9 protein-coding genes are annotated in these 12,328 nt (G+C 52.0%); 5 read left to right on the top strand and 4 right to left on the bottom strand.

The annotated features are described in order from the left end of the window. Positions 1 to 117: 117 nt before the first annotated feature. The 4 genes from KK062_RS16570 to KK062_RS16555 all read right to left on the bottom strand — a co-directional run bounded on the left by KK062_RS16570 (position 118) and on the right by KK062_RS16555 (position 4,409). Entirely contained in the window at positions 118 to 1,026 is a 909-nt protein-coding gene (locus KK062_RS16570) for a DMT family transporter (RefSeq protein WP_254085443.1), read from the bottom strand. A 6-nt stretch (positions 1,027 to 1,032) separates the two neighbouring features. After that, entirely contained in the window at positions 1,033 to 2,145 is a 1,113-nt protein-coding gene (locus KK062_RS16565) for an LptF/LptG family permease (RefSeq protein WP_254085442.1), read from the bottom strand. A gap of 4 nt (positions 2,146 to 2,149) precedes the next feature. Continuing rightward, complete coding sequence (gene tgt / locus KK062_RS16560; protein WP_254085441.1) at positions 2,150 to 3,280, bottom strand: tRNA guanosine(34) transglycosylase Tgt; 1,131 nt, start codon at positions 3,278 to 3,280, stop codon at positions 2,150 to 2,152. Between the two features lie 64 nt (positions 3,281 to 3,344). After that, the gene (locus KK062_RS16555; RefSeq protein WP_254085440.1) at positions 3,345 to 4,409 is read right to left on the bottom strand and encodes a LacI family DNA-binding transcriptional regulator; all 1,065 of its coding nucleotides are present in this window, start codon (positions 4,407 to 4,409) and stop codon (positions 3,345 to 3,347) included. A 216-nt stretch (positions 4,410 to 4,625) separates the two neighbouring features. On the opposite strand from KK062_RS16555, the gene KK062_RS16550 reads away from it, so the two are divergent. The 5 genes from KK062_RS16550 (at position 4,626) to KK062_RS31065 (ending at position 11,319) form a co-directional block, all read left to right on the top strand. After that, complete coding sequence (locus tag KK062_RS16550) at positions 4,626 to 7,679, top strand: SusC/RagA family TonB-linked outer membrane protein (RefSeq protein ID WP_254085439.1); 3,054 nt, start codon at positions 4,626 to 4,628, stop codon at positions 7,677 to 7,679. Between the two features lie 33 nt (positions 7,680 to 7,712). Further along, positions 7,713 to 9,323 carry a SusD/RagB family nutrient-binding outer membrane lipoprotein gene (locus KK062_RS16545; protein ID WP_254085438.1) on the top strand — a complete coding sequence of 537 codons (1,611 nt, stop codon included), beginning with the start codon at positions 7,713 to 7,715 and terminating at the stop codon, positions 9,321 to 9,323. Between the two features lie 138 nt (positions 9,324 to 9,461). Continuing rightward, on the top strand, positions 9,462 to 10,283 hold the full coding sequence (locus KK062_RS16540) for a sigma-70 family RNA polymerase sigma factor (RefSeq protein WP_254085437.1): 822 nt from the start codon (positions 9,462 to 9,464) through the stop codon (positions 10,281 to 10,283). 58 nt (positions 10,284 to 10,341) lie between these two features. Beyond that, positions 10,342 to 10,932 (top strand): FMN-dependent NADH-azoreductase, encoded by a 591-nt coding sequence (locus tag KK062_RS16535; RefSeq protein WP_254085436.1) that lies wholly within the window; start codon positions 10,342 to 10,344, stop codon positions 10,930 to 10,932. Between the two features lie 3 nt (positions 10,933 to 10,935). Then, complete coding sequence (locus KK062_RS31065; RefSeq protein WP_369075174.1) at positions 10,936 to 11,319, top strand: nuclear transport factor 2 family protein; 384 nt, start codon at positions 10,936 to 10,938, stop codon at positions 11,317 to 11,319. The last annotated feature ends 1,009 nt before the right edge of the window (positions 11,320 to 12,328 follow it).

Genomic DNA, 12,328 nt, shown 5'->3' with positions numbered 1-12,328 from the left:
GAATGTTTTCGTAGTACAATGTTAATCGGCGGCTGGGAGATATGCAATACTATTTACGAAAAAATTCGTAGATGGTTTTAAGGGGGCTGCAGCCAGTATCCAGACTGGCGTAGAGTATTACTTGGTGCCAGCGCGCTCGCGGGCGGCCGCCACGCGCTTCTTCAAGACAGGATACGCCCCAACCGCCAGCATAATGATGCACGTACCGGCGTAAAAGTTCCATCCCATTTTTTCGGCGGAGCCGAAGATGATCGTAGCCATGATGATGCCATAGACAGGCTCCAGATTAAGGCTCAGCTGAATAACAAAAACAGAAATACGTTTCATAAGCTCCACCGCCACGGAGTAAGCATAGACCGAGCAAACACCGGCGAGAATGGCAATATATATCAAATCCATACCGGTAGGAATGAGGCGAAGCGCTTGATCAGTCGCCCAGAAATATTGATATACAGGCAGGAAAAGTAACGTAGCCAGGAAAACCCCGATCATTTCATAGAACGTGATCGTAAACGGCTGCAGGTGTTTAACCGCGCGGGAGTTGAAGATCGAGAACAAGGCCGAGGTAAAACCAGCCGCGATACCCATCAGCAAACCGAGCTTATATTGAAAGTCGAAGGAGAATATAACGTACAGACCAAAGATCACTACCAGGCCCAGGGCAATCTCAAATTTCTTGATGCGGGTACGGTTGAACCAGGGTTCGAGTACGGCCGCCCAGAGCGAGTTGGTGGCAAAGCCGATCAGGCTCACCGATACGTTGGAGACGCGGGCAGCACCGAAGAAGGCGATCCAGTGAAAGGCGACAATGGCGCCGATCAGCAACAGCCGGATCAGGTCGCGTGTGCTCACGACAAAGCTACCGCGGGTAGCCAGGATAACGAGCGCCATGCCCGCGAAGGAGAACAGCGCACGCCACACAATCATCTCGACGGCGGGAATGGAAACAAGCTTACCGAGGATCGCGGAGAAGCCCCACAGGAAAACAATGAAATGAAGTTTGACGTAGTCGTTGCGAGAAGCCATGGTTGGTTAGCGAGGCACGTATTTATACATCCAAAGTGCTACCGCGCCAAAGATGATATTGGGAATCCAGACGGAGATCTGCGGTGTAAGCGACTCCGACCCGTTTTCGGCATACGTTCTGAAAAGCGTAAAAAACAGAATAAAGATGAACGAAAGCGCAAAGCCCAGTGCGATCTGTACGCCCGTGCCCCCGCGGCTTTTACGCGACGATACGATCACGCCCATAAAGACAAGAATGAAAATTGTAAACGGAGCCGTATAGCGCGTATACAATTCTACCTCATACGTCTCGATTCCGGTAGAGCCGCGCGAGCGTAACGTATGAATGTGCTCGTTCAGCTCGTTCATGGTCATGCCGTCGTACTTGCGGTAGTCGCTTTCAAATTCTTTCGGGTGGATTACCAGGGTGGTGTCGAGCTCGGTGCCGGTCCTGACCAGTGTGGTATCGCCGGCCGTATTTGTGCCCACCGTGCGAAAGATCTTTTCCACCCGCTTCAGACGCCAGTCGCGGAGCGTCCACTTTAATTTTGCCGTGTCCCACTCGATGCGGCTGGCGGTCAGCTTTTCCATCAGCTTGTTGTCCTGGAACGTTTCCATGCTGAACTGATAGCCCGTCTGGTTGGTGTTGTTATAGCTCTTTAGATACAGGTAGGTGTTGGTCGCCACCTGTATGTGAATGTTCTGTTTGTCGAAGTAGTATTTGTTTTTCAGGTACTGTACCTCAAAGGCTACGCGCCGTTTGTTAGAGTTAGGAATAACCCAACCATTCAGCACAAACATGAGCGCCGCGACGATCGCCGCACCGATAAAGAACGGCACCACGATACGCTTGAAGCTCATGCCGGAGCTGAGCATGGCGATGATCTCGGTGTGCCCGGCCATGCGTGCGCAGATGTATACCGTGGCGATAAAGATGGTGATGGGTGCTACGAGGCTGCCGATCCAGGGAACAAAGTCCAGGTAATAGAGCGCAATCTGCCCGGAGCTCAACTGGGCCTTGGCAAACTTGTCCATCTTATCCGTCATGTCGATCACGGTAATGATGGCCAGCAGGATCAGCACCACGAAAAAGAACGTGCTGAGGAAGTTTTTCAGAATATACTTGTCCAGTAGCTTCATAGTCTTAGCGTCTTTCGCGTACTCGCTTCACCATGTCGTTTTTCCAGGCAGCAAAGGTGCCTTCCTGGATCTTTTTGCGGGCTTCTTTTACCAGCCACAGGTAGAATGTAAGGTTATGGATCGTAGCAATTTGCGAGCCGAGTATTTCTTTGTTGATCATCAGGTGCCGCAGGTAGGCCTTCGAATAGAAGCTGCTGACATAGCCGCCCAACGTTGCGTCGATCGGCGAGAGGTCTTCCTTCCACCGTTCGTTCTTGATGTTGATAATGCCATCAGCTGTAAAAAGCATGCCATTGCGGGCATTGCGTGTGGGCATGACACAATCGAACATGTCCACTCCCAAAGCAATACACTCGAGAATGTTCTCCGGTGTGCCGACGCCCATCAGGTACCGCGGCTTGTCGGCCGGCAGAATAGCGCACACCAGGCTGGTCATGGCATACATATCTTCATGCGGCTCACCTACAGACAGGCCACCAATGGCGTTGCCGGGTTGGTTCTGCGCAGCAATAAACTCCGCAGAGCGCTCGCGCAGGTCTTTGTAGACGCTGCCTTGCACGATCGGGAACAAAGCCTGGTCGTACCCATACCTGGGTTCCGTCGTCTGCATGCGGTCGACACAGCGCTTAAGCCACTGATGTGTTATGTCCAGCGATTTTTTGGCATAGGCATATTCGCAGGGGTACGGGGTACACTCGTCAAAGGCCATGATGATGTCGGCGCCGATGGTGCGCTGAATGTCCATCACGTTTTCGGGGGTGAAGTGGTGGCGTGAGCCGTCAATGTGCGATTTGAAGGTCGCCCCGTCGGCGGTGATCTTACGATTGGCGGCCAACGAGTACACCTGGTAGCCACCGCTGTCGGTCAGGATGGGTTTGCTCCAGCCATTGAAACGATGCAGGCCGCCGGCCTTTTCCAGCACGCCCAGTCCGGGGCGCAGGTAGAGGTGGTATGTGTTGCCCAGGATGATCTGGGCCTGAATGTCCTGTTCCAGCTCGCGCTGGTGCACAGCTTTAACCGATCCTGCCGTGCCGACAGGCATAAAAATGGGGGTTTCAATCACACCGTGGGCGGTGTGCAACACGCCGGCGCGGGCAGACGAACCAGCGTCCGTGGCAAGAAGGTCAAATTTCATACAGGGCATCGCCAATGGCGCTGCAAAAATAGAATAATCAGCCGGAAAACCGGTATATGCCGGACTAGTGAATGCCCGAGCCGAGGTAGGACTCGACGTTCTGCTGCGTGATGACCTCCAGCGGGAAGAGATCAGTCGCCGGCGTGCCTTTTTTAAACATGAGGTGGTTAACCAGGTGGCTGATGCCCAGCGACGCCTGCCGCTTCGGGTTCTGATTGATCAGGAAGTCAATGACGCCCGCTCTTAAATAGCGCAGGTTTTCTTCGAGCAAGTCGTAGCCCACCAGGCGAATGTCCTGGCGGCCATATTTCTCCACGATCGAAGCCGCTACTGCTGTGCCCTTGGAAGTACTCACAAACAAACCGCGCAGGCTCTTGTCGTCCAGCAACGTTTTGAACTGATCTTCAAACGATGGGTCTTTCGGGTTCATATTAAAGTCGACGATATCAAACGCGACTTTGCTTTTCTCTTTAAAGTATTCGCGGAAGCCACGTTCTTTTTCCAACAAGTGAACAGAGTCCTGAATGTCTTCGTCGATGTGCAGCACGGCGAGCGTGCCTTTCTCATGTTGGCCCAGGTTCATGAGCTCGGCGCCGACGCGTCCGCTTTGGTGCAGATTCTGACCAATAAAGCTGAGCGACTTGGCTTCGGGAATGTTGGTGTTAAAAAGAACGAAAGGAGTATCGGTTTCACGGAAGAGCTCGAAGATGGGCAGCGCTTCATGGTAGAAGGTCGGGGCGATCAGAATGCCGTCGGGCCGTGCGAGGTGCACGCGATGCGCGGTCTTTTGAAACGAGTCGCGGTCGAGCAGGTCGAACAAAAACAGCTCTACCTGGATACCGTACTGTGCCCACTCCAGTTGGGCCTGCGTAATGCCCAGGTTGGCTTGTGCCCAGTAGGGGTCCTGGTTGGGATCGGGCAGGATCGCGGCAATGCGGTAGTTTTTATTAGAGCCCAGTGTACGTGCCAGGAGGTTGGGCTTGTAGTCGATCTGCTCCATCACGGCAGTGACTTTTTGAAGCGCCTCCGGTGAAACGCGACCGCGGTTGTGCAGTACACGGTCCACGGTTCCGACTGATACACCCGCCAGGCGGGCGATGTCTTTGATCCTGATGTTTTTCTCGACCATACTTCAAAAAAACAATTTTCGTGAGTGATAAGAAAATGTTGCCAAAACGGTGAGTTTCAATGTTCTCGCACACAAAGTAAATGTGTGCGTACACATTTTAAAAATTTTCTTGCTTTTATTTCTTTCATAATCTACTTTCGATCGTGGATTTGCCGCTAGAATATTCGGCTTGCGGCGATTCACGAAGAATAAAATTTTAACCCAAACCCAATCCAAATGAAGAAAAGTCTACTCGGACTGGTCACGTTATTGCTATTGGCCAGCGTCTCGGCATTCGCCCAGACTGTGACCGGAAAGGTCACTTCGGCGGCAGACGGTGCTCCGATTCCCGGCGCCTCCGTACTTATTAAAGGAACTAGTATCGGCACCGCTACAGACACCGGCGGTAATTTCACCCTGGACGTCACAGGCTCTCCCAACAGCGTCTTCGTAATCTCTTTCATCGGCTTCCTGACTCAGGAAGTGCCGGTGTCAAATCAAACAACAGTAAACGTCTCGCTTCAGGAAGATGCTACCCAGTTATCGGAAGTAGTCGTTACCGCCCTGGGTATTGAAAAGGATGCCAAAACGCTGACCTATTCGGTACAGCAGGTAGGAGGTAGCCAGCTCACCACGGCGAAAGACGTAAACTTCGTCAACTCTCTTGCAGGCAAGGTGCCCGGCCTGACAATCAACCGCAGCTCGGCGGGTGCCGGCGGCTCGGCCCGCATTTTGTTGCGTGGTCAGAAGTCGACCCGTGACAACCAGCCATTGATAGTAATTGACGGTGTTCCTATCACTTCTACAAACAGTGCGCAGACGGCCGACATCTGGAGCTCACGCGACGGAGGCGATATCCTTAGCATGATCAACCCGGAAGACATTGAAAGTATGTCGGTATTGAAAGGTGCATCGGCGTCTACCCTCTACGGTAGCCTTGGCCAAAACGGCGTTATTCTCATTACAACCAAAAAAGGTAAAAATGGCGCCGCAAAGGTGGACTTCTCTTCAAACATCACGTTTGATACCCCCATGTACCGCCCGGACCTGCAGTATGAATACCTGCAGACGGATGAAGACAGCCCCTATAGCTGGGGTGCGAAAGGCAGCAGCAAAGATCACGCAAAGTCATTTTACAATACCGGCACAACCTGGATCAATAGCCTGTCGGTTACGGGGGGTAATGAAAAGGCACAGACCTATCTTTCTTATTCTAATACCAGCAACAACGGCATCCTGCCCACGTCTACCTTCGATCAGCATACTGTAAACTTGCGCCAGACAGCGCACGTAAGCGACAAGTTCAGCGTTGATGGCAATGCGATTCTGGGATACCAGAAGACACATAACCGCATGGCGGGTGGCATGTACTTCAACCCGCTCACGGGTCTTTACCTGTTCCCGCGCGGACAGGATTTTGACTACTACAAGGATAAATCTGAATACTATTCGTCTACACGCCACATCTATTCACAAAACTGGTGGAACATAAATGAAGATGAAGGCAAAACAGGTCTGGATAACCAGCAAAATCCTTACTGGATCCTGAACCGGAATCAAAATGAACTGACGCGTCAGAATGTATTTGTATCAGTCGGTCTGACGTACGATTTCACGGATTGGTTGAAACTGCAGGTACGTGGCAACGTCAGCGACGTCGTAGATGAATATGAGCAAAAAGTGCATGCGTCGACGCAAGCTACACTGGCCGATCCCAATGGCCGCTACGTATTGCAGGATGGTCATAGCACCGTGCGTTATGCAGATGCGATCCTGACAGGCAATCGTGCGCTGTCAGAAGACTTCGGCTTGACCTTTAGTGCAGGTGCTTCTATTCGCCGCGAGAAGTTCGTACAAGACAACGTCGACTCAAAAGGATCGGACCTGGCCTTTGCCAACGTATTTACCCTCGGTGCCGTGAAGCCAAGCATCGCGTTGCAAGCACTTAACCGTACAGGACACGAGATCGAAACGCAAGGTCTTTTTGGCTCTACATCATTTGACTATAAGAAGTCGATCTTCCTCGACCTGACGGCTCGTAACGACTGGTCCTCTTCCTTTGCCTATACCTCCAACAAGAGCTCAGGCTTCTTCTACTACTCCGGCGGATTGAACTTTATCGTGACCGAGCTGGCAACGCTCCCGGAAGCGATCAGTTTTGCAAAAGTACGTGGATCGTATGCCAAAATTGGTAACGGGCTACCGGCCTATTCTACTTCAGAGACGCTCACCTATAACGCAGGTCAGTCGGTGCAGTCGGCCTTCCGGCCGCTGGGTGAGCTGCAACCTGAAGAACAAAATACAGTGGAGATTGGAACGGAGCTGCGATTCATCAACGATCGCCTGACGTTCGACTTTACATGGTATAAGATTGAGAATAAGAACCAGTTCTTCAACATCCCCGCCACCCGTGGTTCAGGAGTACCGAAGCTCGGTGTGAACGTCGGAAGCGTGGAAAATAAAGGTATCGAGCTCGCCATAGGGTATGAAGTATTGAACGGCGATGCTGTGAAGTGGAACACCTCGCTGAACTATTCCAGGAATGAGAACACTGTTACCGGCATCCCGCTGGGCGATGGTAAATATCCGTTGACAGAGCCGGGCAATAACTCATATGGCTTATACCTGACAGAAGGTGGCAGCTTTGGCGATATCTACGGCAAGAAGTTCCTGCGTGAGGATGGTAAGATTGTGGTTGACAATACAGGCAAACCCCTCATGGATCCTGCTGGCTTCCAACTGTTGGGTAACCCGATGCCGAAATATTCATTAGGTTGGAACAACACCGTGGCCTATCAGAACTTCACGCTGAACCTTCTCATCGACGGAAGAGTGGGCGGAAAGGTAATGAGCCTTACACAAGCGATCCTGGATGAGCACGGCGTATCACAGGAAACTGCTGACGCCCGCAATAGTGGCGGCGTGAATATTCCGGCCCTGGAGAGCCAGGACGGTGGTGCCACCACAATCGGTGATTTCGAAGGACCCCTGCCTGCTGCAACATTCTACCAAACCGTTGGCGGCCGGAACGGCATTTCAGAATACTATATGTATAGCGCAACGAACTTCCGCTTGCGTGAGCTTTCCCTCAGCTACCGCGTGCCGGTGACGCTGAAGTTTGTAAAAGACATACGCGTATCGGTGGTAGGACGCAACCTGTTCTTCTTCCAGAAAGATGCGCCGTTCGATCCTGAACTTTCCATGAGCTCCGGCAACGGCGTGCAGGGTGTGGACGCGTTTGGAATTCCCTCGACGCGTAGCATCGGCTTTGGTCTTAAATGTACATTCTAATGCAAGTACAAGCGAATCAAAAAAACTGAAAGTATGATTACCCAGAACTCTATATATAAATTCGTTGGCGCATTGGCGGTCTCCGCGGCGCTGACCAGCTGTACCGATAATTTCGACGAGCTGAACTCAAATCCGAACGGCATTACCGATCGCGAAGTAAACGCCACGGTCGACGTAAACGATCTCATCCTGACTAACCTGAAATCAGGGCAGCGCAACATCTATGTTTTTAACCCGTCGTGGCAGTACCAGGTGCAGCAAAACCTGAATGCGGATATATACAGCGGCTATATGATGTCGCCTAACCCGTACCAGGGCAACACCAACAACATGACCTATGCGCTGGTAGCAGGCTGGAATGAGACTGCGTTCAACGTAGGCTACGACAACGCGATGAAACCGCTGACGGTTGTCGAAGACAGTACGCGAAACAAAGCTGACAGACGGGACACACACGCCATGGCCAAAATCCTGAAAGTGGAAGCTATGCACCGGATAAGCGACATCTACGGGCCAATCATCTATACCAAGTATATGAAGCCTAATCCGGATGGCTCTGTTGACTACGATACACAGGAAACAGCGTACACCGCATTCTTTGAAGATCTCAAGACGGCCATCGAAATCCTGACAGACCTTTCTGGCCAGCAGCCTTCCACCGCGTTCGCATCGGCCGACCTGGTGTACGGCGGGGACTACTCCAAGTGGTTGAAGTTCGCGAATACACTGCGCCTGCGCCTGGCAATTCGCATTTCTAACGTAGCACCCGAAAAGGCGAAGGCCGAGGGCGAAGCCGCACTGGCAAACAGTGGTGGACTGCTGGACAGCAATGCCGATAATTTCCTGGTGGATATCGAAACAGCCGTGCATCCGCTGAACGTCATCAACAACGATTGGGGTGATCTTCGTATTGGCGCACCACTGGGTGCTATAATGACTGGATACAACGACCCACGTTTACCTTACTATGCCTTGCCGGCAAGCGATGACGTCGTAGAAGGCCAGTACATTGGTATCCGCCAGGGTATCAATATCGATGAGAAGGCGCGGTACGCTGATTACTCGAAGCTGGTGACCTTCGGGAATAAGATTCAATTGATGGTAGCGGCGGAAGCATGGTTCCTGAAAGCTGAAGCAGCATTGAAAAGCTGGGCGGGTGCTGGCATAGCCGGTGACAATTACGAAAAGGCCATTCAGCGATCGTTTGAACAGTATGGCGTTACAGGCTCGTTAGCCACCTATCTGGCCGATGACGAACATTCCTCCAGCGAATACATCGATCCGAAAGCTGTTACTGAAGATCAGAATGATATTAAAGCCGGCGACCCCAACCTGAGTACCGTTACCATCAAATGGGAAGAAGGTGCGTCAGCGGAGGTCAAGCTGGAGCGAATCATTACGCAAAAATGGATTGCCATGTACCCCGAAGGTCAGGAAGCCTGGAGTGAATTCCGGCGCACAGGCTATCCGAGACTTTACCCCGTCATTGTCAACAACAGCGGTGGCAAGATCACGGGATTCATAAAACGTCTGGGCTTTGCACAAAGCGAATACTCGACTAACAAATTTGCACTGGACCGTATCATCTCAACGATGGGTGGTCCTGACACTGGCGGCACCCCGTTGTGGTGGGATGTCGATTAAGGTTTAACTCTTTCATAGGGAGTTAGTTTGGTTGGAGGCTTTCCGCTGGTTACGGAAAGCCTCCTTTTTTTATGCCTACGACGTTCGAAACCTGTCACGTTTCCCCGTCTATCTTTGTCTTGACCCCAAAGCAAAGCCATGGACGCCACGTACCGCAAGTTATTGACCTATTCCTACAACATCGTCGGCTCATACGAAGACGCTAAGGATCTCGTACAGAGCACAATGGAAAAATACATCACACTCGACAAGCGTCATATCGAGCACGAGGTGAACTACCTCATCAAGACCGTTATCAACGCCTCCATCAATTTTAAGAACCGAGCGGAAAAACAAAAAGGCTACGGCGTGTGGCTGCCGGAACCGATGGCCACCGAAAGTCCCGATCTCAACCTGATCAAAGAGCAGACCGCCAGCTATTCCCTGCTGGTGTTAATGGAAAAGCTCAATGCCAAAGAGCGGGCAGTGTTCATCTTAAAAGAAGCGTTCGGCTACAGCCACGAAGAGATAGCAGACGTGCTGGACACCACGGTAGAGAACTCCCGGCAGTTGCTCACCCGGGCCCGTAAGTCCCTGGATCAAACGCCGGTCCGCGCCGATATGCCCACACAGGGCGTGCTGGAAAAATACATTCAATCGATCCTGGACGCGGACCTCGATACACTCGAGCACTTGCTGGTAGAGGACATCCGGCTAATGGCCGACGGTGGCCGCAGCGTGAAGGTTGTGAAAGATGTAGCCGTAGGCAGAGAAGCCGCCGCGCGACTACTGCAGCATATATACACGTTATTCCTGCGCGACACCGAGCATACCTTTACGACAATCAATCACCAGCCAGCAATATGTTTCTATAAGAACGGCGCATTGTATAACTGCCACGTACTGGAGATCACCGCCGACGGCCAGGTTGGCAATATCTTCTCCATTGTAGCCCCCGAAAAACTTCGTATGATTTCGTAACATTTCTTGTCACGTTCTATCGCGACGGGTTGTCTTCTACACAAATATTGCAACAAACATGAAGACACTATTGCGCATCGATGCCAGCATACGCCGGCGCGGATCGTTCAGCCGGACATTAGGCGACGCTTTTGTGGAAGCGTGGAAACATCGTTATCCGCAAGGCGACGTTCTACGCCGCGACATTGGCCACGAGCCGCTGCCGCATTTATCAGACGAAGTAGCCAATGCATTTTTTACGGGCCGGCGAGACCTGCAGGCGCTCACGCTCAGCAACCACCTATGCGATGAGCTCAAACAAGCGCCCGAAGTACTCATTACCTGCCCGATGTATAATTTCGGCATCCCGTCTACGCTGAAGGCATGGTTCGACCTGGTGGTCCGTGCAAACGAAACTTTTCGGCGCAACGGCAGCCAATACGAAGGACTACTACACAACAAGACAGGGTACGTCATCATGGCCATGGGCGACGGGCGCCCGGGCCTGCGCACGACCGAGAACTTTGAGTATTACCTCACAGACATGCTCGCATTCATGGGCATACATGACGTACGTATCATTACCGTAGGGGGCACCGCCATGCGCAGCTTTACCGACGACTGGCAAACCACTTACCAACAATCCATCACTCAACTGCTAAACAATTAAACTATGAATACGCAAGAACAAACAATCGAAGCTGTAAAGAACACCATCCGTGAATTTCTGAAAGGTGGCGACACAAACGACCCAGCGCTCCTCGAAAAAGTACTACACGCCGACTACCAAAACGTACAAGACGGCTTCTTCGGTGATACAGGCATCTTTACATTCTCCAAAGCAGAATACAAACATCTCGTAGAAACCAAACGCTTTGGAGGCTCACCCCGTACCGTCGACTTCGCGTCGGTGGAAGTGTTTGGCAATCTGGCCACGGCCAAAGTCTACCTCGAAAGCGCTGTGCTGCGGTTTACCTCGTATATCGTAGTGGTGCAGGAAGGCGGCCGTTGGTTGATCCGAAACAACTTTCCGAGCATTGTGCCGAAGGCGGCGTGACATCGGTCGTCGTGAGCGATTAGGGGCATGCACCCGATAATGCCTTGCGGGCCGGCGCACGCCGGTTGCCACAAGCACGATCGCCAGCGCTTGCTGCTGGCGGTCGCGCAAGGGACATAAGATGCCGTTTACGTATTGGAAGAACTCTACTCCCAATGTCATCAGCACCGTGCCGCCTTCTACAGGGGGTAACGGGTTGATCAATGTAATAGAGTTATGCGAGCGCGTGCTGACGGCTTGCGGCGGTCCTGTTTGAGTGTGCAGGACATATTGCCCGCTACGATGGTTGATTGCGGCTATCCCCATCGTTAGTTGAAAATGCGTGGCAGCCTTAGGCGCCTTCACGAATTGGCCGGTGGGGCATGCTTGTAGCGATACGGTGCAGGTTTTTGTTTTGCGATCTATAGCGGCGGTGTGAGTGCCCATTAGCACGCTGTGTAAGCGGGTATTGTTATTGAATTCAAAACCTTTTAGCGATGACATGTTTTCAACGGTCAATACACGTCGGCCCAGGAGGTGCTGGTTGTCGGCATGCAGCACCGCGAGCATCGCGCTGGTTAGCCGGCTGGTCATGCGGCTATCCGCGAGCGTTGCGAAAAGCGGATGGAAGGCTGCGCGCAACAATTTGACGGCATGCGCACAGACACCAAATTCGACGTTATGCTTATGCACGCGCGCAAACGCCGGATCGGTGCGGATACGGTGGGCATCCACAGACGTAATCTTCCGGACTAAATAGCCGAAGTAGCGATGGTAGTAGTATACCCTGTTACCTAGCTTACCCGTGAATTTGAGAATACCCGTTTGTTTTGCCATATCAATGCTAGATACGGCAAAAGATTATGGATGGACAAGGCCGGGTGTCCCAAATGGATCATAATGACACATAATGTCCTATAATGTCCCAGTTATTCCCATAATTTCCCATAATGTCCTATGGATATCTGATAGCAAAACAGGTTTTACCCGTATCAACTTCCTACCTATCTCATACTAAAAGCATATGTAA

The organism is Dawidia cretensis (assembly GCF_018598175.1).
Taxonomy (GTDB): domain Bacteria; phylum Bacteroidota; class Bacteroidia; order Cytophagales; family Cyclobacteriaceae; genus Ohtaekwangia; species Ohtaekwangia cretensis.
Note: the sequence above shows the minus strand (reverse complement) of the source record. Positions and strands in the feature narration are given on the sequence as shown.